Source organism: Vibrio jasicida 090810c (assembly GCF_002887615.1).
Taxonomy (GTDB): domain Bacteria; phylum Pseudomonadota; class Gammaproteobacteria; order Enterobacterales; family Vibrionaceae; genus Vibrio; species Vibrio jasicida.
Map to the genome: position 1 here is coordinate 165855 of NZ_CP025793.1, position 23899 is coordinate 189753.

The following is a 23899-nucleotide window of genomic DNA, read 5'->3' on the forward strand; positions in this document are numbered from 1 at the left end:
GCGCAAGAAGATTGGCGCTTTCTATCCCACCGCCAAGGTGTTATACATATATATAACACCAACTCAGCCAAGGAAACCAATCATGACGCATTGGCATGATCGCCAACCGATTTTCCGTCAGTTGGCTGACCAGATCACCCAGCAAATTTTGCAAGGCATCTGGCAAGAGGGCGAAGCTTTGCCTTCGGTACGCAGTGTCTCTGCGGATATGAAGATTAATCACCTGACGGTCATGAAGGGCTATCAGTTATTGGTTGATGAAGGATTGGTTGAGAAGAAACGTGGGCAAGGCATGTTTGTCGCCCAAGGTGCAAAAAAACAGCTGCTTGCTGATGAAAAAGCCCGTTTCCTTGAACAACAAATTCCGCAGATCGCCGACACACTACAACGTCTGGATATGTCTCTTGATGAATTTATCCAACAAATCCAAACACATATTGAAGGTGACCAATGAGCGCATTAGTCAGTGTAAAACACGTCTCCAAGCAATATCGTCAGCAGGGTGAAGCGCTGCATGACGTGAGCTTTGATCTACAAGCGGGTCAGGTGCTTGGATTGCTAGGTCATAACGGTGCGGGTAAATCGACTCTCATTAACGCCCTACTCGGTGCACACGAATATCAGGGCACCATTCGCATCAACGGCTTTGAGCCAATCATGCAACGCGACAAAATCATGCAGAGCTTGTCTTACATCTCGGATGTGAACGTGTTGCCAAACTGGATGACGGTTGCTCAGCTGCTCGATTACACCGAGGGCGTACACCCAGGTTTTAATCGCAGCAAAGCCGATAGCATGCTTCGTCAAACCGACATTAAGCCGCGTGCACGCATCAAATCCCTATCGAAGGGCATGAAGGTGCAATTGCACTTAGCTGTCGTCATCACGACCAATACACAAATTCTGATTCTGGACGAGCCAACGCTTGGTTTGGATTTGGTTTATCGCGATACCTTCTATCGCCATTTGCTGGAATGGTTCCACGATGGCGAGCGTGTGCTGATCATTGCGAGCCATGAAGTATCGGAAATCGAACACCTACTGACGGACGTACTGATCCTTAAACACGGTCGACCTGTTCTGCAAACTTCAATGGACAGCATCAGCGAAGATTACTTCATTCTTGATGCCAGTGATGAGCATCGCGCACAAATCGAAGCGCTGAAACCACTGTCATCGCAAAAGGGCTTAGGCACAACTAAATGGTTGCTGTCGTCTCAATACGCAGAGCAAGTCGCTGGGCTAGGTGATGTGTATGGCGTCAAGCTTGCGGATCTGTTCTTGGCATTGCAGAAGGAGGCAGCATAATGAAATCGATTATCGCGATGTTGCGTAAAGAGTGGTTAGAGAACCCGTTAGTTACGCGCGTGCCGTTATTTATGTTTGCCTGTGGTGTGCTGCTGTTCGTCAGCTTAATGAGCAGCTCTACACTGCAACACAATATGTTCTTCCAAATGAGCTTTGGCGGTGATGTCAGTGACATCCACAAAGAGCTCGGCGATGACGTCAACATGCTGATCACCGGTGGCATTGGTTTATTGTCTATCCTACTTTGCACTCAATACTTTCCAAGAACGCTGCGTAAAGAGCGCTCAGAGGGCAGTATCATGTTTTGGCGCAGTATGCCTGTCAGTGACGTGAAAACCCATCTGGTGAAGCTGACGTTTGGTTTATTGGTGATTCCACTGGTGTGTTCGGTATTGGTTTTCGCTGCCGACTTTATGTTGTGGATGTTGAATGTTTCAACCGACCACCAGCTGGCGTTATTGTATCGCCAGGCATCATTGGGCTTCGTGCTGCTGAACTGGATTGAATTTTTGCTTCGAATGGCAGTGGCTGGCGTGTTGTTATTGCCGCTCGCACTAACAGCAATGGCAATCTCACAGAAAGTGAACTCACCCCTGTTGGTGATCTTTATTGGTATTTACGCACTGCGCTGGATGCCGATTGCGATGTTCAACTACTATGGTCTGGATGATTTCTTCTCAGCGATTTTCTATCTACCACTGCATGCGATTCTTGCGCCAAACCCATTCAGCGCGATTCCAGATGCAGGTTGGATGAATGTCGGTATTTATGCGTTCATCGGCGTACTTGCTTGGACAGCGAGCATCAAATTCAGCCGCACCGTGAACTAGCAAACACAGGCAAAATAAACCCATCAAAAGCGAGGTACTGTCCTCGCTTTTTTATTTCCGCGCCCATTTTATTTCCGCACCCAAGCAGCATTTGCGCTAAACCACTTTGACTAAACTAGGCAGCAGAGCGTCGATGTTTTTCACTTCATCGAACTGAGCCAACTTTCGCTTTATCTGTTCTGCTGGCAGCGCTTGTGCTCTTGCGATATAGCGATTTTTCAACAGACACGCCACTTGGTCCCACTGTTGTATATGCGCATGGGCCATCAGCAGGTATTGTGAAATGACGTCTTGCTGCGCGTGACTTCCCCCCAGCTTGCTGTGCAAATCTCTCACCTGGTTAATCAACTCAATGCAATGACGGTAGTTCGAACTGTGGTACGCCTTGATGGCCTGCATCAACTTGCTGCCTGTCATAAACTCCACTTCCTGAGTTTGTAGTGGCGAACTGATAATTTGCGTTATATTGGCATCTAACTGGTCATGATGATCGGTTTTCGCTAACACCATGGCATTGTGAATTTCAGTAAACATGATAGTGCTGTCGGCAGAAATCTCTAGTGCTCCGGCACTCAATCGATGCCAACGTTCTCCAACATCAGCTCCCATTAACTCCAAGCGAGCCAATAACGAAGCTGCGTTTTGGATATCAAGGTATATCGAAGACTCTGCAGGGTAGATGTACTGATCAAACAAAACCAAGGCGCCATCAATATTGCCTTGCTCAAGATGGAACAACGCAAGGTGCCACCAAAGATGGCCGCGAAACGCATTGTGATTTGAAAACGTATTCGCATGACCTTGTAAGAACTCGATGCCCTCTTTCGCCTCGCCTTGCATCTCAAAAATATGAGCCATCGTATGCTTGGCAATTAGGTCTTGATGGTTCAACACTAACGTCTGGCGCGCAAACGCTTCTGCCAATTCATATTCCCCCGCCTCTTCGAGTGCAAAGGCATGAGCGGCGGCAAACATCCAATATCCTGGCGTCAGCTCATCCCAATAGGGTAAGACTTGCAAAGAAACGTGCAGTGCCCGTTGCTTTTGGCCAAACCAAAATGTTTGCCCCGTAAATTGGCGATAGGCAATGATATCCAAAGGCCAAAGACTCAGAATATGTTGCCATGTATCCAGAGCCCCCTTCAGATTGCTTTGGCTCCATTGTTTCAACGCATGCATGTGCAGCGCTTCACGCTTGGTGGCCGATTGCGCGAACTGATCCAACTGCGTAACCATTTTAGCCACGATGGGTAAAGTAGAACGACGCCCATCACTCGCATGGCTGTACGCCTTAAAAATCCATCCCATCATAAAGTCCGGATAGAGCAGTAGCAGTTGATCGAGATCGCTCATTGCACTGGGAAGAAAGGTCAACGTATCTTCGAGAATCCGTTCAAATTGTTCTGCGCCTGCGGCATCAATGCCGTTCATCTCTAGCGTTCTCTTGTCTTTAATCATTACATACCTACTAGTAGATAGTCATTAAATTTAAAATAATACCCGCACTTATCGCGGGCAGTATTATGAATAATATTAGCGTTTAAGGAGTGCGAGACAACTCGCCTTCACGCTGCGAATGTAATCGGCATCTTTAAACTGAGAAAGTAACATACTGCCTTCCAGCGCAACAAAGATTAGCCTTGCAACTTGGGCTGATTCCACTCGTAAGTCGAACTCTCCGTTCTCTACACCCTGATCAATGATTTTTTGTAGCCATTGCTCATTCGTTTGCACAAAACGCGACAGCAGCCCTTCGAGGCCATCTGCCAAAGAGTAAAAGTCAGAAGCGTACATACCACACAAACACAACTTATCTTGCTCGCGTACGCCAATAAAAATATCAGCCAGCGCTTCAATTTTTTCCTCGGCACTGCTTGGTTGGCTCTCGATCTGAATTAACGCCGCTTCGTAGTTTGCGAGATAGCGTTCAAACACCGCTTCAGCCAAGTCTTGCTTGGTTTTAAAATGGTAATGAATACTCGCGGTCTTAATACCCAGCTCATTTTGGATGTCGCGAAAGCTAAAACCATTAAAACCTCGGCTTTGTATGTAGCTTTCAGCAAGGTCGGCAATCTTTGCAGCCGTCGGGCTAAGTTCTTTCATGTGGCTTCCACCTTAAACATTTTTGCAAAAGATAGCATGCCCTCACAAACCTGTCTACCTACTGGTAGGTATTGTTTCTTTTTCAAAAAAGGCTTAACCTACCTACCAGTAGATAACTAGCATTAAAGGCAAACAATGAAATACGATTTTATTATTATCGGAGGCGGTTTGAGCGGTCTCTACACCGCAGCGTACCTAGAAAAAGCGGGGCATAACTACTTGCTACTTGAGGCGAGAAGCAGACTCGGAGGTCGAATTCTTTCTTCTGCGAGCTTGGCAGCAAACAGTCAACACGACCAATTTGACCTCGGCCCATCGTGGTTTTGGCCCAAGATGAATCATCGCGTCATGAGGCTTGTCGACAACTTATCGCTTCCCATCGTAGAACAGTATGAAACTGGAGATATGTTAATCGAACAAGCTGGGCAGGCTGGTATTCGTCAAGTGTCGAATCAATTATTTTCTTCTCCTCAATCCATGAGAGTATCGGGTGGCATAGCGCAATTGGTGGCAGGAGTAGCAAAGTTACTCAACCCAGAAAACATCAAATATGAGCATCAAGTGCACGCAGTGAGTCATACTGAAAGCCAAGGATATAGCGTCGATGTTATCCACCAAGCAGAGCGGCTGACCTTAGAGAGTGAGAACATCATCTTTGCGCTCCCTCATCGTTTGATTGCTAATAACATCCGCTTTACGCCAACCCTTCCAGAAACGGCGTTAAATGCGCTGGACAAAACGCCCACATGGATGGCCGCTCACGCGAAATTCTTAGCCATTTATGACCGACCTTTCTGGCGTGCAAACGGTTTGTCCGGTTACGCAAACAGCCAAATTGGCCCATTAGTGGAAATTCATGACGCCAGTGCTGAAAATGGCCATGCCGCCCTGTTCGGTTTTATCGGTTACGATGCTCAAGCTCGCGCACAGCTAGGCGCCACCGAACTGAAAACCATGGCAGTTGAGCAACTAGCGAGACTCTTTGGCCCCGAGGCGTATAACGTCACTGAAGTAAAGCTGCTCGACTGGTCGAAAGAGGCATACACGGCGGTTGAAAAGGATCACACCATGCCAACTCATCACCCGCGTTATGGGCTCAACGCATCACTGGAGCAATTAAGCCAACAGGGCATGTACTTTGCGGGAACAGAATCAGCACAAGAGTTCGGTGGATTTATTGAGGGCGCGTTAGAAGCAGCAGAGAGTGTTATTGAAAAGCTTGCCGCTCGTTAAATTGCTCTATCCATTCATTTATGGGGAGGTTGTTGCTCCCCGTAACCCACTCGTCCCTTAGTTCTACTTCTACTTCTAAAAAATATTGTGATAGTACTTCTGGCGGGTTAAGTCCATAATCCCACGAGCAACGAGCATCAAGCTCTTATCTTGAAACCATTAAGTAGAACAACAGCAATGACAGCACAGTCAACGGTCATTCTTGGACTGTATAACCCGAAAGATCCAACCAATGTGGGAGCGGTAATGCGCGCAGCAGGTTGTTATGACGCCACACAAGTTCGTTATAACGGTACTCGCTATAATCGTGCGGTAAAATTCCGAACCGACACGAAGAACATGCACGAACGTATCAATTTGATCGAAATGGACGATCTCACAGCTCACCTTGCTGAAGACGTGAAAGTGGTGTGTGTTGAGTTGGCAGTTGGCGCTACGGCGTTGCCTCTTTTTACTCACCCTGAAAACGCGGTGTATGTATTTGGCCCAGAAGATGGCTCACTGCCGCAAGAGGTTGTCGATAAGGCTGACCACGTAGTGTATGTTCCCACCAATGGCTGCATGAACTTGGCGGCAACGGTCAATGTTGTCTTGTATGATCGTTTGGCTAAAAATCTGGGCACGATTGACGACCATCAACAAGTGATTACCAACCGAGACAACAAAAATCGATTGAAGGTCAAAGACTGCGTATCAGCGCAATAATTTGTGCTCGGTACTGCTTAATAAAAAAAGAGCCTATATCGAAATATAGGCTCAAAGCAGTGAAAAAGTGTGCGTGATTTTGATTAATATTTTAGTTATGCAACGATGGCTGAAACTTTGACCGCATCGCTAATGGTGCGATAGTTTGGAGAGAACTGCTGTACGCTCGCAATGACTTCGTCATAATCAGCCTGAGTCCCCTCACCTTTTACTTCAAATTGAAATTGGATTTCATCAAAGCCAACCGGCGCTTCTTCACTCACATTTAGGAAGCCACGTAAATCTAGGGCACCTTTGATGGTTAGTTTCACAGCGTCTAGCTTGATACCACGAGCACTCGCACCCGCAACAAAACCCACCATCATGCAACCAGCCATACCGCCCAATAGGTAATCTTGAGGTGTTGGGTATGCATTGTTGCCCAATAGCTCTTCTGGCTCACCAACTTCAAAGCTGAAGTCTTTGACGATTTCTTTTCCGCCAACCTTTTGATTCAAAGTACGGATTTCACTGTGAACGCCGCCTTTCCATTCAGCAACAATGCCGTATTCAGAGATCGCCTGCGTTGCGTCTTCAGTGATCACTTGAGTGTAAGCCGCTAGGTCATCGAGTTTAATGCCGTTTAGTGGTGAGTTATCCATGATATGTCCTTGTTATTATTTGATGTCGTGTTTACTACTGAATTTCTAATTGGAGCCTTTAGGGATGGAGTGAAAGGCCCCAATTCGCACGTTTAATGAGGTTAGTTACGGCCAGCCATTACGCCGCCGTCGACGTTAAGCACAGTGCCAGTCACCCAAGATGATTTGTCTGACAGTAAGTACTCAATCGCGTCTGCCACATCTTCTGTTGAACCGATACGGCCAATCGGGTGGAAATCATTGAAGCCTTGCAGTGCTGATTCGATTTCTTCTTCCGCGATAAATGACTTGTAAATCGTCGACATCACAACAGCTGGTGCTACAGCATTTACGCGTACGCCGTGATCACCAAGTTCAATTGCTAGGTTTTTCGTCAGAGCATGAAGACCCGCTTTTTGCATTGAGTACGCTGATGATGGCGTTGCTTTAATTGCTTGGTGAGCCCACATAGAACCGATATTTACGATCGCACCGCCGCCGTGCTCTTTCATGTTTTTCGCCACAGCCTGAGTGATGAAGAAAAACGCGCGGTTCATGTCTAGTTGTAGGTCGTAATCACGCTCTGAGTGGTCAAGGAAATCGACCGGTTTGAAGAAGCCAGCAGCATTAACCAAGTAACCAATATGACGTTTTTCAGCATTCAATTGTTCGATAAAGCTTTTCACTGCACTTGGGTCATACAGATCAACTTGAGCGGTTTCTACCTGGCCTTTGGTCACACTTTCTAAATCCTGCTTTGCTTCAGCAAGGTTGTTTTTATCGTGCGAAAGAATCATGACGGATACACCAGCTTTAAGAAGTCGCTCTGCTGTCGCTTTACCCATACCTGATGAGCCGCCTACGATAAGTGCAATTGAAGATGTGATGAACATAATACGTTTCCTTTCTCTTATTAGCCTACCTACTAGTAAGTAGGTAGTGTTTTTATTAAAAAAGGAGGTGGTTTGGGAACCAGCTCCTCGTCAGTGGTTGTTACTCTAAGATCATATTAATTTCACGTCAACAACTTTATCTACCTACCAATAGGTACATTTGGTTATTTACTTATTATTCAAATATTTATTTAGAATATTTTTTTTATTCTACCCGTTCACATCATCAATAAATACAAAAAAAAGGCCACAGATAAACTGTGGCCTCTATAAGTATTTTTTATCAATCTAGCCAAGGAACGAAATGTAGCCTTGCAGAATGATCAAGTTAACGATGTCGATGAAGAAGGCACCAACAATCGGTACAACCATGAAAGCTTGTGGCGACGGACCAAAGCGGTTAACGATAGAACCCATGTTCATTACCGCTGTTGGGGTTGCCCCCAAACCAAAACCACAGTGACCACCAGAGATAACCGCTGCATCATAGTTGCTACCCATCACCTTGAACGTTACGTAGTAGGTAAAGATAGCCAGAATCACCGATTGCACGCCCAGAATCACCAAGAATGGGATCGCTAGGTCGAAAATGTTCCACAGTTTCAGGCTCATCAATGCCATTGCCAAGAACAGAGACAACGATACCGTACCTAGCATATCGACCGTTTCTGTATCTAACTTACGGACTTTAGTTACTTCCAAGAAATTAGTGATGATCACACCAATGAACAATGCGTAGACGAAGTCTGGAATCATCAGCCATTGAATATCGTAAGTGCTCACCCATTGCTCTACGTACTTAGCGCCTGTCACACAGATCAATAGGAAGAACAATTTCTCAACCACTTTTTTCGCGGTTACTTTGTCTTCTTCGTATTCGTTGTACGTCACCAATTCTGGGAATTTTTCGTGGGTTTTAGCATCTCGGCCACCAGGACCATACTCAGATTCGATCTTGTTCTTTTCGATCAATCGCTGAGCAACCGGACTACCGATGATACCACCGATGATCAAACCGAATGTTGCGGACGCCATCGCGATTTCCAACACGTTATTTAATCCATACACGTCTTGGAACGTTTGTGACCATGCCGCACCTGTGCCGTGGCCACCTGAAAGAGTAATCGAACCTGCGATAAGCCCCATCAGCGGATCTAAACCCAATGCCGCCGCTAATGAAACACCGACACCGTTTTGTATGATGATGTAGAACGACGCGACCGCTAAGAAGATAAAGACCTTCGCGCCCCCTTTCATCAACTGAGTGTAGTTTGCTGCTAAACCAACAGTAGCAAAGAACATCAGCATAAATGTGTTCTGCAACGGCAAATCGAATTCCAGATCGATACCGTTGAAATGAAGAGCAGTAATGGCGCAGGCGACTATCAAGCCCCCTACAATCGGCTCAGGTATGTTGAATTTCTTTAAGATCGGTAGCTTAGCATTAATGAAATGCCCCAAAAAAAGCACACTGATCGCAACCAAAAAGGACTCCAGTGCACCTACAGATATCAAATGATTCATATCGCCTCTTATTATTGTTCTCTTCATCCTCCGTAATGATTGAGTGTTAGTTTAACCTTCGCTCAATAGCAAATTTTCTCGCTATATTTTTTCGAAAATACTCAAAAGGTTGTGTTAAATGCGCCTTAGGCTAGTTTAAGGGACGGTCGTTAAGCGATGTTCTGATTTATGCGCTATTCGCAAGCCCTAAAATGTAAAAGGAGCCGATTAAGCCCCTTCTTATCCGGTTCACATTCAAAGCAAAAATGACTGCTTGATGTGGATGGACATATAGTGTTGTGAGTATTGTCCGAGAGAGACTTTCTGAACCGCTATCGGGCTCCCTTACTTAAACAGAAAGTCATCCTCACTATTGGGCAAAGTTCCTTCCCGTTATAACGAATAGAGCGCCGTGGTGGCGCTCTAACATCTGGGTTTGCTTGTATCCTATCGTAGTTCAATAACTCTGACTCATGATGATTAAAACGAGCCGAATCCAAGGAAATTCTCAAGCTTGCAACAAGTGTTCTCGTTACAACGGAGCGAGATTATAACATATCGCTGAAAATTTTCCTCATTTCAGTGCTATTCGCCACTTTTATACTTTTCTTCTGCAATGATTAACTGTTCTATATCATTGTTGCAGACGAAAGAGCGAAGCGCCTCAAACTTATCTTCATCCCACGTGTAGATTTGCAGCGCGAGCAGCTTATCGATGGTGTCTTGCTCAAAGCGAAGCTTGATGGGTTTTGCGGGCGATCCTGCCACCACGGTATAAGGCGGGATATCTTTAGTCACCACACTGTTTGCCGCGATCACTGCACCTTCCCCAATGGTGACACCAGGCATGATCATCGCACGCATACCAATCCAAGCCGCGTCACCAATCACGGTATCGCCTTTGCCTTGGTAAGATTGCTCAATGTCATCAAGAAACGGATACAGACAGAACCAGTCCGTCCTGTGATTGTGGTTGCCGCCCATCAAAATCATCGCTTCAGCCGCAATACAAACGTAATCACCGATGTAGAGCTGATCGACTTCCCACCTCGGCTGCCACGCTTTACTGATTTCATCACCATGCAGATAACGCACGACTGAACCTTCAAAGCCGTTATCCCAACAATCGCTGTAATAACTGTGGGTGCCTTTGATGTGGATGTTTTGGTTTTGCACCACTTGGTGCAGGTACTGAAATTTGGACCAATGTTTTTTCATGACAATTACCTCAATAGAGTAAATGTATGCCACGGAACGATTTCTCGTGGCGTTGTTGCTGCGTTCTCAGTCAACGACGCCTATTGGATGCGGGGTTGCAGTAGCAATGGATTATTCATGAATGTGCCCTCCAGCGCGCACACTATAAAAAGCATGTATAATTTTCAAGCAAACCAAACAAATAACAAGATTCCGAAAATGAAAAGTCACTCTGCCTTTGCCTCTCTGCTGCTGTTTGCTGCCACAGCGTCTGCGAGCGAAAACATTAAAATCGAATACCTCCCAGCGGAAACTTCCGATGATCGCTTTGCTGCGCAAGTGATTGAAAGCAGTGAAGTGAACGACATCTTTGTCCAGCTTTCTGATGATTACTTCCCGTTTGATAACCCACTAATACTGACCTACGGTGGCGAAGACGGTCCACTTTACGATCCAGAAACCCACACCATCCATATTCCCTACACCTTCTATCTGGAATCATTCAACTACTTCACCAACAACAAATACCAAGAACGTTACGGTAAATCACCGAAAACGGGCGCGCTCGATACTTTGCTGCACACGCTATTGCACGAAGCCGGACACGCTTACATTGCCGATCAAAACATTCCGGTACTGGGTAAAGAGGAAGATGCGGTCGATAACTTCGCTACCATTTTGTTGATTGACTACGTTGATGACGGTGCCGATGTGGCGATCAGTGCTGCAGACATGTTCGCATTCGAATCCGACGACAGACCGGACTACTACGATTTTGGCGAATACATTGACGAGCACAGTTTCGATCTGCAGCGTTACTTCTCTACCCTGTGTCTGGTCTACGGCAGCGATCCAGAGCAATACAAAGCCTTGTTAGATGAAGTAGAAAAAGATTACTTACGCGATCGTAAAGAGTTCTGCCAATTCAATTACGGCAACATTCGCGATAATTGGCTGCATTACTTGCAAGACAATGGACTAAAAGAAAAATAATCGCGTAAAAGGGATAAGAACCGCCAATAATGAGCTCAATCATGACCAAACTGACCGTATTTTACGATGGCACTTGTCCCTTGTGCGCCAAAGAGATGAAGGCGTTAAAACAACGCGATGCCAAGCAACAAATCAAAACCGTCGACATCTACAGCGAGGCGTTCGTCGCTTATCCGCAGATCGATCCGGAGCAAGCCAACACCATTTTGCACGCCCTCAACGATAAGGGTGAGCTGCTGCTTGGGTTGGACGTGACTCATCGTGCATGGCAACTGGTCGGTCGCGGTTGGTTGTATGCACCGCTGCGTTGGCGCGCTGTCAAACCTGTTGCGGATTGGCTTTACCTCAAATTTGCCAAAAACCGTTACCGCGTCTCCTACTGGTTAACGGGCACTTCTCGCTGCAATAACGGTTCGTGTTCACGTTAATTGTGATCCTGCTTAAAAATGCTACGACCTTAGTCTAAATTTATAAACTTCCAGTACTTCTGATTGATTAACTCGGTTAATCTCTAAGCATTACAACAATAAGTATTAATAATTTTATCAGGCAAGCTTATTCGGCTTGTCACTTGTAACGCTGCGCCGAGAGAAGGACGTCTCTATGAATCTGACGATCAGAAAACGACTATATATCCTTTCAATAATTCCAATTCTAACCATGGCAATAGGCATGATGTGGTTCACCTACCTACAAACCACAGCCTACAACGAACACGAGATTGAGCAGACTCGAAGTCAAATGATGGAGATGAAAAAAGCCGAGCTCAAAAACTACGTCCAAATGGCGCGCTCCGCCGTCGAGCCACTACTCGCTCAAAATGCCTCGCTTGAAGAAGCACTGCCTATCTTGAAACAGTTGGAGTTTGGCCAATCCGGCTACATCTTTGGCTACGATTCAAAAGGCGTGCGTGTCGTGGTGGGTAAAAACACCAAAGGCATCGGGGAGAACTTCTATAACTTGCAGGACAAGAAAGGCAATTACCTGATTCAGGATTTGATCAAAAACTCCAAAACAGGTGCGTTCACGACTTATTATTTCCCGAAACTCGGTCAGAACGAAGCGCTACCAAAATTGAGCTACTCGGTCTTTATTCCTGAATGGGATTTGATGTTAGGTACGGGCTTCTACACTGACGATATCGACGCCATTGTGGCAAACATGGAAGAAGCCGCGCATCAGGCCCTCAACACCACACTGACGGCAATTACTCTGTTCTGTGTCTCGATTGCAGCCATCGTTGCGGTCTTCGCGGTGTTTGTTAACCGCAGTATCATGAAGCCTATTGAGCAGTTTGATGCCTCAATTCACTCTTTCGCGCAAGGCGATGCAGACTTAACCGCGCGGATGGAAGAATCAAGCGTGCCGGAGTTCACTCAGTTGAGCCGTAACTTCAATATCTTCGTTGAAAGCCTGCAAGGCATCATCAAGAGCGTTAGCCATGTCGGGCAAGAAGTGGTTTCAGAGACCAACGACATGTCACAGCGAGCATCGCAAGTGGACGAATTGGCTTCAGGTCAGCGTGAAGAAACCGAACAGGTCGCTGCGGCAATGACCGAGATGACAGCAACGGCGCACGAGATTTCCAGCAACGCTAACCAAGCGGCGCAATCCGCCAAAGACGCCGATGAAAATTCACAGCAAGCGAAACACATTGTTGATTCCGCAGCAAACTCTGTCGAAGCGCTCGCGCTAGAGGTGTCGGAAGCCAGCACGGTGATTTCTCGCTTAGAAAGCGATGTACAAAACATTTCTTCTTCGCTAGAAGTGATTCAAGACATCGCCGAGCAAACCAACCTATTGGCACTGAACGCAGCCATTGAAGCAGCCCGTGCAGGCGAACAAGGCCGCGGCTTCGCAGTCGTTGCCGATGAGGTTCGTAAACTGGCGAGTCGCACTCAAGACAGTACAGGCGAAATTCACCAAATGATTGAGCAATTGAAGTCTGGTTCGGATGCGGCAGTGAAAGCCATGGGTTCAAGCCAAGCGCGTGGTGAAGCAACGGTTGAGGAAGCACGAGCTGCCTCTGCCGCATTGCAAGAAATCCAAGCCGCAATTGCTAACATCATGGACATGAACACCTTGATCGCAACGGCAACCGAAGAGCAAAGCCAAGTTGGGCAAGAGATTTCACAACGCATCGAAGTCATCTCTCAACAAAGCAGCCAATCAGCGCACCTTGCCAACCAAAACCGTGCAGGCAGTGGCAACCTTAACCACAAAGCTAACGAGCTGTACGACTTGGTCGGTCGCTTTACGGTTTAACGCTTTCCTCACCCTTACATCATGCAAACAGCGACGACAAAACGTCGCTGTTTTTATTTCTGCTATCCTCAGAAGTCTTAGCTATAATGCCGCCAACTAAGCACCTACAAGGGCAAACCAGATGATTATTATGACCACCAATTTCGGTGACATCGAGATTGAACTGAACCTAGAACGAGCGCCGGTTAGCTCAAAGAACTTCAAAAAATACTGTGAAGATGGCTTCTACAACGGCACCATTTTTCACCGCGTTATCGACGGCTTTATGATCCAAGGTGGCGGTCACACCGAAGACATGGCAGAAAAGCCAACGCGCGCGCCGATCGCGAACGAAGCAAACCGTGGTCTTAAGAACCTTGTTGGCACTATCGCAATGGCGCGTACCGATGCACCGCACTCTGCAACGGCACAGTTCTTCATTAACTTGGAAGACAATGATTTCCTAGACCACACCGCAACTACCAATCTAGGCTGGGGCTACGCGGTGTTTGGTAAAGTGACCGCAGGTATGGATGTCGTAAACCGCATCACGAAAGTAAAAACGACCTCTAAGCTTGGTCACGATGATGTGCCGTGCGAGCCAATCATTATTGAGAAAGTGACGATCAGCGAATAAACCCATTCACCTCTGCAGAGAAATCGTCGCTATAAAACGAAGAAAGCGCCTAACGTCTGATGACTTAGGCGCTTTTTGTTTTTATGACTCAGCCGATTAGTTTGGCTTGTGCCGGAGTTATTGATAGAAAAGCTCGGCTTTTGCTCCGACTAAATCAAGCTCAGAGCCTTGAAAGTCAGCCAGATATTCAGCAACAAGGTTGTACCCAACCCAATACCCCATGTATTTAGGCCAGCGGCTTTCATCGCTACCAAGAAAGTAAGCGTCGAAGTTGTAATCTAAGCTGGTCAGCTTGTCTTTCATCTCAGCATAGAAAGGGCGCCAATCTTGATCTTTGATGTTCTCAAACAAGCTCGGAGTGACGCCGCCATTCACCTTACGTTCGAAATGACAAGCTAACCCTTCCATAATCAGCACATCACCAAGTGCAACGCCATTCTCTCCTGCTCGCATACGGGACAGGTGATGCAACTCATGCGCTAACACCGCCGCTAGTTCTTTCTCAATAACGTTTTTAATATCAGTACGTTGAGTATCAAGCAGAATCTCTACACGATAGGCACTTAAGCAATAGCCACCAATCCCCGTCTGCGGTACGTCATTGCGATCAAACGGGCTAATGGTGAGGTCAATGTTACTTAAATCGTTGTTACTCAAATCAAAGTAACTAGAAAGTTGTGAGCTCAGGTCATCAAGTTTCTGATGCAAATACTCAGAGATTGGAGACAGTTCTCCCGTCGCATTTAACAGGGTTACGCGATAACTCATTTATCTTCCTTGATAATGTGGGTTAAGAGCAGCGAGTTTACAGTGTAAAGAGTGAGCAGTTCTAACGATTACATCCCTTTGAACAAACTTTGAGATGCACGGCTCACAGGTAGCTTAGTTTCTCCAACGTGCACAAACATTCTGCCAGCAAAGTCTTTGTTTACTTTGCTAATTTTGCACACTTGCACCACGCTTGAACGGTGCACTTGCCAGAACTGTTCTGGGTTAAGCTGCCCTATCAACTCTTTCAACGAGGTGCGAATCAAATACTCCTGCACTTTACCTTGTCCTTGTTGGGCATACACAGAAACGTATTTTTCTTCCGCTTTGAAATACAGCACATCAGACGTGGCGATCAGATGAATATCTTCCCCCTGCGTCGCTTTAATCCACTGAAGATATTGCGGCGTTTGTGGCGCGGATAATTGCTGCAGTTGCTCTAATAGGCTGCTCATCTGCACATTACTGCTTTCTTGCTCTCGCTTGGCAAGGCGTGCTTTCACTCTTTCACACGTCGTCAGGAGGCGCTCATCTGAAATAGGCTTGAGTAAATAATCGGCGGCATTTTGTTCAAAGGCTTTGATGGCGTAATCATCGTACGCAGTGACAAACACAATCAAAGGTGGATTGGCGAGTTGATTGAGTTTTTGCGCTAGTGTCATGCCATCCAGAACTGGCATACGAATATCAAGAAACGCAATGTCAGGTTGGTTTTGCTCAATGGCTTGCAACGCTTGTTCACCATCGGCGACTTTGGCTATTACCTCTAGCTCTGGCCACACTTCAGCTAGGCTTTTATCAAGATGACGCCTCAATAGCGGCTCATCATCAGCAATAATGGCAGTAAACCCTGTATTCATTCCTTTCTTCCTTGATTACGATTCCATTGGCCAGCTCAGGCGAACACAAACGCCACCCTGAACAGACTCACTGATAGAGACCTCTCCTTGCCCTGCGAACAAAGCTTCAACTCGCTGCTTGAGATTACTTAGACCCACGCCAGAGCCCATGTGCCCACTAACGTGATTCAAGCCAACACCCGTGTCTCTGACTTCAATCTTCAAGTTCTGTTGTTCGCGCTTAATGAGTAAGCTGACTTCGCCACCTTCTCGCTTCGGCTCAATACCATGGATGATGGCGTTTTCGATTAAAGGTTGGAGCATCATCGGCGGTAATTCGGTTCTGCCTAACCCCTCTTCCACCTCAATCTTGTAACTGAGTCGATCACCCAAACGAGTTTGTTGGATGCCTAAGTAAGCCTCAAGTAACGCCGTTTCATTGTCTATGGTAGTGTGCTCTTCGCGTGAGCTTTTGAGCGTTGCTCGCAGCAGCGCGGTTAACTGTTCTAGCATCAGCTTGGCTTTATCGACATCTTGCGACATGAGTGCACTGATATTGGCCAAGGTATTGAATAGGAAATGCGGTTCAATCTGGCTTTGCATCTGCTTGAGCTGACTCAGCAACAGCGCACGATCTTGCTCTGCTTTCTCGCGTTTGATGGCTTCCAACTCTCGCTGAGCGATTGCATGTTGCTCGCGTGAGTAGAAATAGAAAAAGCACATGGCGCTGAATAACAATCCCATCAGACCAACCGACAGCATACTTGAGATACCGAAGTATTCCCCAAGCCAAAGCTGGGCGTTCACCACACCAAACAATAGGCATGCCGTCAGCGAGATAGCCACTTCCGCCAAACGAGGAATGGTAGGAAACAGGCGGTCGACAAGCCATGAGAAGAAGATAGCCGAATAGCCAAATCCAAAGCTAACCGCCACATGAATGTAAAATGGACCGCCCCAAACCGAGAGCGTCATTGCTGCGATAAAGAGACAAAATGCCGTGGTCACTAATAAGCTACGCGGCCATCCACTTTTCACCACTGATTTTGCTGAACACATTTAGAATTTCCCTTTGATGTTAAATACAATCATATGCTTATCATTGATTTGTGCGTAAGCAGATTGGTCGTCTCCGGTTAAAAAGCGTGCGGCAACTTCCACTTCTACACTTTGATCACCAGTATCAATCCATTGGTAGTTAAGCCACTGCGTGACAATCACACCACCATCTTGTGGCGACAGCATCAGATCCAACGTAGGGGTTACATCACTTAGCCAGCCCATATCCGCTTTACCGTTCCATGCAGCCCACGCTTCCACATCCCAACTCCAGTGCAGCATTACGTTATGCTGAACGATATTGGCATGCTGAAACCCTTGGGCGTAGCTTGTTGCAAGCAGAGACGTTTGGGGATTAAGGGGTTGAGAGAGTAGCTCACCACGTTCTATTGCTTGTTGCCATTCGTTTTTCGACCATGCTCGGCTGTCGTACCAATATTCAGCAATCACGTTGTGTCCGGCTTGGTTTGCCCAGTTCAATCCAATTAAGGCTTGGAATGCACTGCCCTGCTCCTCAACCGAAACGGGTCGGTAAAGATCATCCTGCTGAAACTGATAGCCAACACTTTGCTTTTGCCACAGCATTGATCCGTGCATGGCGATGGATTCATCCCACACAGCAATGACACTGGCGCCAAGCAAACCTCTGCGTACATCATCGTAATAACCAATAAGTTGATATTCGGTGTCACCCACCAGCGCATAACGACGAATACCGATACCTTGTTGCTCTGCTGCTTGATCAAGTGCACTTTGGTCTTGCTGCCCCCAACTTGAATCCGTTGCAATCACCGTCCATTCGCCTGACAAATCGTAATGTGAAAGTGAAAACACACCCGCGCCCTCTTCTGCGACTAAGCCAACAGGGTTTTGTCGATAAGGCTTAAACAGATCCAAAGGTCGGTAGCCATAACCCACGCCCCAATCCACGCGCAACTTACCCAAACTCACATCAAGTGTGGTGTCACCGACTTGCCACTCCCCTAGCCAAGCCAGCTCTCGAATCAGCAATTGGTTATCAGCTTCACTCCACCAATCACCCTTTCCTTGTTGATTGAGGTACAAACCTTGGCTGTACAGAGCAAACAAGCCACTGAAGTTCTGATAGTTCACCTGTACATCCAACAGTGCATTAAGTGAATCACGAGAACTACCCTGCGCCTGCATAAATGCGCTGTCACGCTGCTTGGCAGTTTCGTAACTGACAGCCCAATCCCACTCAAAACTCAGTTCATCATTGGCAAAAGCAGGGGCTGACGCGCCCACACACAATGAGGCAGCAATCAACAAACTGGTGCTTTTGTTAAGGTTAGGCTGGTGCGGTTTCATGTGACTTCCTTGCTCGTTTTCATACTTCTATTTGCAAAGCTCAGACTAAAGCTGAGTCGTGTTGGCTTTCGGCAAATAACTTGGGTTGTAGAACTTGTTATCCAGCTGCCAAGGTACGATTTCTTGATACTCGATAACGGTCTTTTTGCTCGGCTGAATGCTATCAAGCAAGGTCATCTCACTGACGTAGTCTTCACCGTTGTCGCTTGCACGTCCGTATTGCGCTTGCTTGGCGAGTTTGCCAGAGCGCAAGTAGAGATCGGCTTTGATTGGAAACGCATCTTGCTCAGACAACCACAAGTCGATCTTCTGATAGCTCGCCCCTTTGGTTTTCGCGGTTAAAGCAAGGTGATAAGCAGCCACACTTTCTCCGTTCACCGAGACGGTTTCTGTCGCTTTCCATTCACCTTGATAATCTTGGCTCCAAGTCAGGGTTGAGATGTCGCCGATAGACGCTTCACCAAGCAGCTTCTGCATTGGCGTAATGCGAATCGGACGGCGGCTCTTTGGCATTTGCAGCCAGTAGTTGTCGCCCATCATCAGCATCTTTTGCCCGGCTTCAACTGCCGATTTGAACACCACCAACGATTCACGATTTGGACGCGTGTACACGTGGTAAAGGCGGGTTTTATCTAACTCTTGGTCTTGATATAAGCGCACCAGAGACACCACTTTGGAGGAATCATCTTGCAAGCGGTAGCTGTCGGCTTTTTCAATCAATTGCGCGACTTGTTTTGCATCTAACGCTGTTTCATTCGCACTGGCATTCATGCTTGTCATGCAGCTTACCGTCAGCAGTGCAATTGGTAATAGTGATTTGAAATTAAACATAAATCAGTGCCTCCGTAATTGGCTTGTTCACCCCTTTGCGCGCCGAGAAAAACGCCGCAACCAAACAAATCATCAATACTGCGAATCCTGCGACAGCCACCAGCTCCCAAGAGAAGTAAATCGTCAATGGGTAACCTTCCGTGCGTCCTGGTGGTGGCGGCATTTGCACATCCACGACCATCAGTAAGACGGTAACTAACGCAGTAAACAAAGCGCCGATTAAGCTGCCAATCACCGCAAGCAACCCTGCTTCGCGCAAGAACCCAGCAATGATTTCGCGAGGGTAGCTACCAAGAGCTGACAAGGTGCCGATTTCACGTGTCCTCTCGGTGACCGACATAGTCATGGTGTTGAACAGCGCGACAAAAACCACCAACGCCATTACTGCGCCCATGATGCCGAAGATACGGTCGTACAAATCTTTCACTTTGAGATAGAAGAACGCGCGCTCTTGCCAAGGCGTAATTTCAATATCTTGATCGCCAAAGTTCTGCTTTTGCTTACTCAGAACCGAAGCCACTTGTTGCTCGACTTGGCTCGTTAAACTGGTATCGAACAGAAAGACCGACAACGCACTGACTTTATCGGAGCTCAACAACGATTGCGCGCTGTTGATGTGCACGTACAGTTGGCGTTTATCAAGCTCAGGTACGCCAGTTGAATAGATGCCACGAACTTTGAAGTCATACGCGTTCAATGCACCGTCGGTTGTGGTCGCCAGCAAGGTAATCCAATCGCCAACGTGCACGCTTAGATTGTTCGCCAAATCAACACCGAGCATCACCTCTGGCTCTGCTGGGTCATAACGCGATGCATGAATATTGGACAGCGTCTGCCCTTCGCGCACATCCAAAAACGGTCCTTTCATATCGAATTCGCGCTCGTTCACACCAATGCCGATAAAGATCGAGGATTTGTTGCCGTTGGAAATCAAACCGCTGAACTCAACTCGTGGCTGCACGCCTCGCACTTCATTCAACCCAATCAATTGCTTGGTAATGTCGTCTGCATGAGTTAACCCGTTACTCAGCGGCATCTCTTCTTCTTTAGCGAAGTAACCTGGCGTGGTTAACGTCAGATGCCCCGTGTCACGCGCTGTCGATTCTTTCAAACTGTCGTAGGTGTACAGACCAAAACCGCCCGCACTGGTTAAGGCAAACACGGCAATGGCGATGATCAGCATCGACAACAAACTGCGGCGGCGATTGCGTTGCAGGTTCAACCAAGCAAGGCGAACGGAAACTGGAATTAGCTTGCCCATGAAACCTCCTCCACACTTGCGTGCGTTTGGGTGATTTTGCCATCCACCAATTCAATGGTTCGATCGCAGCGAGATGCCATGCGAGGGTCGTGAGTGGCGACAATGAAAGTGGTACCAAGCTCGTGTCCAAGTCCTTTCATAATGTCGATGACCTTGTTGGCAGTTTGGCTATCAAGACTTGCGGTTGGCTCATCAGCAATCACCAATGCAGGTTTGTGCACTAAGGCTCGTGCAATTGCCACGCGTTGCTGCTGACCGCCAGACAGGTTATCGGGCATATGATGAATAAACTCGCCCAAGCCAACGTGTTCTAGCATTTGTGTGGCGAGCTCGGTTTGCTCTGCTTTTGAAAAGCCGTTGAGGTGTAACGGATACGCCACGTTCTCTAACGCCGTCATCACGGGAACAAGGTTGAATTTTTGGAACACAAAGCCAAGCTTCTCACGACGCATTTTCGCCGCTTGCATTTGTCCGGTTGGGTATGGGCTGCCTGCAAATGTCACCTGACCTTGATATTGAGTATCCAGCATGCCAAGCACGTTAAGTAAGGTGCTTTTGCCTGAGCCCGACGGTCCACACAATGCCACCATTTCGCCGGCAAATACTTCTCCAGACACGTCTCGCAATGCACGCACGGTTTGGCTGCCAAGGGCGTAATCGCGACTAAGTTGATTAAAAACGATCATGACGCCTCCCTAATATTTCGCTAGCAGCGCTTTCGCGGTTTGCGTTTCTAAATTGCTGTCGCCCAACTGCTCCATTTGCGCTAACCATGTTTTGGCTTGTTGAACATCTTCAGCTCGTAGTGCTGCTTCAATGGCGTAGCGATAAATCCAAGACGTTGCGGCGAAAGGTTGCTGACTAAAACTCGGTTCATCGAGCAGAGAAAGGTACAGCTCGTAGCCACGCTCAAAGTGATTGAACATGTCTGGCAGAGAGGTAAACGTAGTAGCTGCCATGGCGGTGGCTAATTGGTATTCCGGCAAGCCTTGTAAGCGTTGTTGCTCTTGCAGTGGTACTGGCTGATTCGCCATTAAATCCAAACCTTTTTGGATTGTGGCAAGACCGCGCTCGGTGAACTTCATCTTGTTCCAAGGCATAAACGCCTCACGACCTTGCAACGTCTCCGCACTGCCCAAGTAAACCAAGGTCACCGGCGTTGCGCCCTGCTCTTCGAGTTGTTTGGATAATTCACCGTAAACGGTATCAACTAAACCAGAGTCACCCTGCGCCGCTTGGTTGAATTGACTGAGTGTGCGCTCGCTTGGGTTAGCCAGAGCCAGATTGCTGCTGAGTGCAAATGCGGCGATAAACGTACTTGCCAGTTTAAGAGCTTTAATTGAGCGAGATTGAGAAACCATCATGTACTGTCCTTAGTTGAACGTGATTGGATGGTTTCAGATTAAGGGAGAAGATCGCACGCTGCTTTTGCATGCGACCAATGGCAGTTATATGGAGTGAATGGTATTGAGAGAGGATGAATGGTTTCGCTCCTCTGAAGCCTGCAAAATCGCTTCGACCATTAAGGTCAGCGCTTTAGGCTGATAGTTACGCTGACGATAAACCAAATAGGCTTCGCGATCCCCGCGGCTATAAGATGGCGCAACGCGCACCAGATTCAATTCAGGCTTAACGTGGCGTAATGGGATTGACGCAATTCCCAAACCGTTTTCCACCGCTTTGATCACCGCGGTGATGTCATTGACCACTAAGCGCGGCTTGCAGTTGAGCATGTCCACCAGCTTATCTTGCTGATAGATAGGCACTTGTGTGGTGTGTGTGCTGGCTACCCAATCCTGCTTAGCTAAGTCTTGTAAGGTTTCAATATTGCCGCCCGCTTGTGCTAGATATTCAGGGCTAACAAAGAAAGCATGCTCTACTTTAAACAACGGGCGCGCGATCATATCGTCCAAACCATCCAAATCGAACGTCACCACTAGATCACGATCGGTTTCTGGAATCGAATTCACTTGGCTAAGCAGCAGATCAATGGTCACTTTTGGATAGGTTTTGATGTAATCCTCAACCACCTTATCGACTAAGTCATTGTAAAAGCGGCTTGGCATCACCAATCGAATTCGCCCCTCCACTTCTTGGCTTTGCTGATTGAGCTGCAAGATGCCGGATTCAATCTGAGACATCGCACTGCTGAGCTGATCAAACGCCTGTAAGCCTGTCTCGGTTGCCACCAACTCACGTCCTTTCTTCTCCAGCAATCTCAATCCTAGGCGCGCTTCCAGCGCCGATAAACGACGAGACATAGTAGAGACCGGCAGTTCGAGCTTTTTCGCTGCAGCGAGCAGAGAGCCTTGCTCAACCACTGAGCAAAACAGGTACAGATCATCAACGTTTCCAAATATGGAATTCATACTTCTTCCATTGGTTATTTTTTCCAATTTTAGATGAGTATAACCTAGCCCACGTAGAAAAGAGACCCGAATATGCCGTGAACGCGGCGCTTAATAACGAATGAATACTAGGTACAGACGTGAAAGAAAATTTTTATAAATACGCGATATACACTGTTTTTTCAGCGGCAGCTTTGTTCTCCGCTTTTTTAGTCACCTCAGATAATGTGTCCCCTTTCACCACCCAAGCGACACTGCATCGCAATGTCGCAACCATTGCGCCGGAGGTATCTGGCGTGATCACAGATGTGATGGTGAATAACGGTGAATTGGTTGAAAAAGGTCAGCCACTTTTTGCTATCGATGCCAGCAGTTACCAATTGAAAGTGGCACAAGCGAAAGCCGAACTGCGCCAAGCACGTGAATCCGATTCCGCGAAATGGCAACAATTGGCAGCAGCGAAACAAACCCAAAGCCAACGCGAGTTCGAATACCACAACGCGAAGCAAAAACTGGCGCGTAACCAGAAGCTACGCAATAAAGGGTTGGCAACTGAGCAAGAGCTTGATGACGCGATCACCAATACACAAGTCGCCAGCAGCGCGGTTGAAGCAGCGAACGCGGAAGTGAAACGCATTGAGGCAGAGCTTTCTACTCAAGACCGCACAGCGGCTATTGAACTAGCAGAAGCAAAACTTGCCAGTGCAGAGCTCGACTTAAGCCACACCCAAATCGTGGCGCAAACCGAAGGCGTGGTAACTAACTTGCAACTGCAATCAGGCAGCTACATTACACAAGGCACAGCGTCTTTGATGCTAGTGGACGAAGCTCATGCGTGGATCAGTGCAGACTTCAACGAAAAAGGCATTGATAAGCTAACTAATGGTCGCGAAGTGTTGGTGTCCTTCGATGCACTACCAGGCAAAGTGTTTACTGGTGAAGTCAGCAGCCAAGAGCGTGCGATTTACGATACCAACAATGCCAACGGCCAGCTTTCTAGCGTGACCAATGATACTCGCTGGATCCGTGAGCAACAGAAAGTGCGTACCCGCATTACGGTTAACGAGTTGGATCCTTCAATGATTTCTGGTTCACGAGCAAGTGTGATCGTTGAAAGCGGCAATCCTGTTATGGATGTCATTAGCTCGGCTTGGATTCACTTGGTGGCGATGTTCCGCTACATCTACTAGGGGGTGAA

Annotated in this window: 25 protein-coding genes; 10 read left to right on the forward strand and 15 right to left on the reverse strand. The window is 47.3% G+C overall.

Annotation, left to right across the window (positions count from 1 at the left end; all coding sequences use genetic code 11):
• The first annotated feature begins 82 nt into the window (after nt 1-82).
• From C1S73_RS18355 to C1S73_RS18365, 3 genes are read left to right on the forward strand one after another with little or no spacing between them, the layout of a single operon-like run.
• Nucleotides 83-454, forward strand: coding sequence for a GntR family transcriptional regulator (locus tag C1S73_RS18355; RefSeq protein ID WP_005428840.1), 372 nt, complete (start codon nt 83-85; stop codon nt 452-454).
• The gene (locus C1S73_RS18360; RefSeq protein ID WP_038869853.1) at nt 451-1308 is read left to right on the forward strand and encodes an ABC transporter ATP-binding protein; all 858 of its coding nucleotides are present in this window, start codon (nt 451-453) and stop codon (nt 1306-1308) included. Before C1S73_RS18355 ends, C1S73_RS18360 begins: the two co-directional genes overlap by 4 nt.
• The gene (locus C1S73_RS18365) at nt 1308-2138 is read left to right on the forward strand and encodes a membrane protein (RefSeq protein ID WP_038869854.1); all 831 of its coding nucleotides are present in this window, start codon (nt 1308-1310) and stop codon (nt 2136-2138) included. The genes C1S73_RS18360 and C1S73_RS18365 overlap by 1 nt, the downstream gene beginning before the upstream one ends.
• Before the next feature lie 96 nt (nt 2139-2234).
• Here the strand turns inward: C1S73_RS18365 and C1S73_RS18370 are convergent, their stop codons facing one another.
• Both C1S73_RS18370 and C1S73_RS18375 read right to left on the reverse strand, forming a co-directional pair.
• On the reverse strand, nt 2235-3596 hold the full coding sequence (locus tag C1S73_RS18370) for a tetratricopeptide repeat protein (protein WP_038869856.1): 1362 nt from the start codon (nt 3594-3596) through the stop codon (nt 2235-2237).
• A 75-nt stretch (nt 3597-3671) separates the two neighbouring features.
• A complete protein-coding gene (locus C1S73_RS18375; RefSeq protein WP_010644408.1) occupies nt 3672-4241 on the reverse strand; it encodes a TetR/AcrR family transcriptional regulator in 570 nt (189 codons plus the stop codon).
• Between the two features lie 135 nt (nt 4242-4376).
• Here C1S73_RS18375 and C1S73_RS18380 point away from each other — a divergent pair, with 135 nt between their 5' ends.
• Together C1S73_RS18380 and C1S73_RS18385 are read left to right on the forward strand one after the other, a co-directional pair.
• The gene (locus tag C1S73_RS18380; RefSeq protein ID WP_038869858.1) at nt 4377-5474 is read left to right on the forward strand and encodes a flavin monoamine oxidase family protein; all 1098 of its coding nucleotides are present in this window, start codon (nt 4377-4379) and stop codon (nt 5472-5474) included.
• 177 nt (nt 5475-5651) lie between these two features.
• Complete coding sequence (locus C1S73_RS18385) at nt 5652-6179, forward strand: RNA methyltransferase (protein ID WP_038869860.1); 528 nt, start codon at nt 5652-5654, stop codon at nt 6177-6179.
• A gap of 95 nt (nt 6180-6274) precedes the next feature.
• On the opposite strand, the gene C1S73_RS18390 is transcribed toward C1S73_RS18385, so the two are convergent.
• The 4 genes from C1S73_RS18390 to C1S73_RS18405 form a co-directional block, all read right to left on the reverse strand.
• The gene (locus C1S73_RS18390; RefSeq protein ID WP_038869862.1) at nt 6275-6820 is read right to left on the reverse strand and encodes an OsmC family protein; all 546 of its coding nucleotides are present in this window, start codon (nt 6818-6820) and stop codon (nt 6275-6277) included.
• Nucleotides 6821-6921: 101 nt separating this feature from the next.
• A complete protein-coding gene (locus C1S73_RS18395; protein WP_038869863.1) occupies nt 6922-7692 on the reverse strand; it encodes an SDR family NAD(P)-dependent oxidoreductase in 771 nt (256 codons plus the stop codon).
• 288 nt (nt 7693-7980) lie between these two features.
• Nucleotides 7981-9216: a sodium/glutamate symporter gene (gene gltS, locus C1S73_RS18400; protein WP_038869865.1), complete on the reverse strand. Its 1236-nt coding sequence runs from the start codon at nt 9214-9216 to the stop codon at nt 7981-7983.
• 564 nt (nt 9217-9780) lie between these two features.
• A complete protein-coding gene (locus C1S73_RS18405) occupies nt 9781-10413 on the reverse strand; it encodes a CatB-related O-acetyltransferase (protein WP_038869867.1) in 633 nt (210 codons plus the stop codon).
• 198 nt (nt 10414-10611) lie between these two features.
• On the opposite strand from C1S73_RS18405, the gene C1S73_RS18410 reads away from it, so the two are divergent.
• From C1S73_RS18410 to C1S73_RS18425, 4 genes are all read left to right on the forward strand, one after another.
• The gene (locus C1S73_RS18410) at nt 10612-11385 is read left to right on the forward strand and encodes a DUF4344 domain-containing metallopeptidase (protein ID WP_038869913.1); all 774 of its coding nucleotides are present in this window, start codon (nt 10612-10614) and stop codon (nt 11383-11385) included.
• 41 nt (nt 11386-11426) lie between these two features.
• Nucleotides 11427-11813, forward strand: a complete 387-nt coding sequence (locus C1S73_RS18415; RefSeq protein ID WP_038869868.1) for a thiol-disulfide oxidoreductase DCC family protein — start codon at nt 11427-11429, stop codon at nt 11811-11813.
• Between the two features lie 175 nt (nt 11814-11988).
• On the forward strand, nt 11989-13650 hold the full coding sequence (locus tag C1S73_RS18420) for a methyl-accepting chemotaxis protein (protein WP_038869870.1): 1662 nt from the start codon (nt 11989-11991) through the stop codon (nt 13648-13650).
• 121 nt (nt 13651-13771) lie between these two features.
• Nucleotides 13772-14266: a peptidylprolyl isomerase gene (locus tag C1S73_RS18425; RefSeq protein WP_038869872.1), complete on the forward strand. Its 495-nt coding sequence runs from the start codon at nt 13772-13774 to the stop codon at nt 14264-14266.
• A 117-nt stretch (nt 14267-14383) separates the two neighbouring features.
• Here the strand turns inward: C1S73_RS18425 and C1S73_RS18430 are convergent, their stop codons facing one another.
• The 9 genes from C1S73_RS18430 to C1S73_RS18470 form a co-directional block, all read right to left on the reverse strand.
• Nucleotides 14384-15034, reverse strand: coding sequence for a DUF2268 domain-containing putative Zn-dependent protease (locus tag C1S73_RS18430; protein ID WP_038869873.1), 651 nt, complete (start codon nt 15032-15034; stop codon nt 14384-14386).
• A 68-nt stretch (nt 15035-15102) separates the two neighbouring features.
• Entirely contained in the window at nt 15103-15894 is a 792-nt protein-coding gene (locus C1S73_RS18435) for a LytR/AlgR family response regulator transcription factor (RefSeq protein ID WP_038869875.1), read from the reverse strand.
• A 15-nt stretch (nt 15895-15909) separates the two neighbouring features.
• Nucleotides 15910-16932, reverse strand: a complete 1023-nt coding sequence (locus tag C1S73_RS18440; protein ID WP_038869876.1) for a sensor histidine kinase — start codon at nt 16930-16932, stop codon at nt 15910-15912.
• On the reverse strand, nt 16933-18261 hold the full coding sequence (locus C1S73_RS18445; protein WP_038869878.1) for a DUF1302 domain-containing protein: 1329 nt from the start codon (nt 18259-18261) through the stop codon (nt 16933-16935). It lies immediately after the preceding gene.
• Nucleotides 18262-18306: 45 nt separating this feature from the next.
• Nucleotides 18307-19092 carry an outer membrane lipoprotein-sorting protein gene (locus C1S73_RS18450; RefSeq protein WP_038869879.1) on the reverse strand — a complete coding sequence of 262 codons (786 nt, stop codon included), beginning with the start codon at nt 19090-19092 and terminating at the stop codon, nt 18307-18309.
• Complete coding sequence (locus C1S73_RS18455; RefSeq protein ID WP_038869880.1) at nt 19085-20353, reverse strand: ABC transporter permease; 1269 nt, start codon at nt 20351-20353, stop codon at nt 19085-19087. Before C1S73_RS18455 ends, C1S73_RS18450 begins: the two co-directional genes overlap by 8 nt.
• Entirely contained in the window at nt 20341-21039 is a 699-nt protein-coding gene (locus tag C1S73_RS18460) for an ABC transporter ATP-binding protein (RefSeq protein WP_005374479.1), read from the reverse strand. Before C1S73_RS18460 ends, C1S73_RS18455 begins: the two co-directional genes overlap by 13 nt.
• A 9-nt stretch (nt 21040-21048) precedes the next feature.
• Nucleotides 21049-21717: a hypothetical protein gene (locus C1S73_RS18465; protein ID WP_017189795.1), complete on the reverse strand. Its 669-nt coding sequence runs from the start codon at nt 21715-21717 to the stop codon at nt 21049-21051.
• An 84-nt stretch (nt 21718-21801) separates the two neighbouring features.
• Nucleotides 21802-22722: a LysR family transcriptional regulator gene (locus tag C1S73_RS18470; protein ID WP_038869882.1), complete on the reverse strand. Its 921-nt coding sequence runs from the start codon at nt 22720-22722 to the stop codon at nt 21802-21804.
• Nucleotides 22723-22841: 119 nt separating this feature from the next.
• On the opposite strand from C1S73_RS18470, the gene C1S73_RS18475 reads away from it, so the two are divergent.
• Entirely contained in the window at nt 22842-23891 is a 1050-nt protein-coding gene (locus C1S73_RS18475) for an HlyD family secretion protein (protein ID WP_038869884.1), read from the forward strand.
• Nucleotides 23892-23899 lie beyond the last annotated feature (8 nt).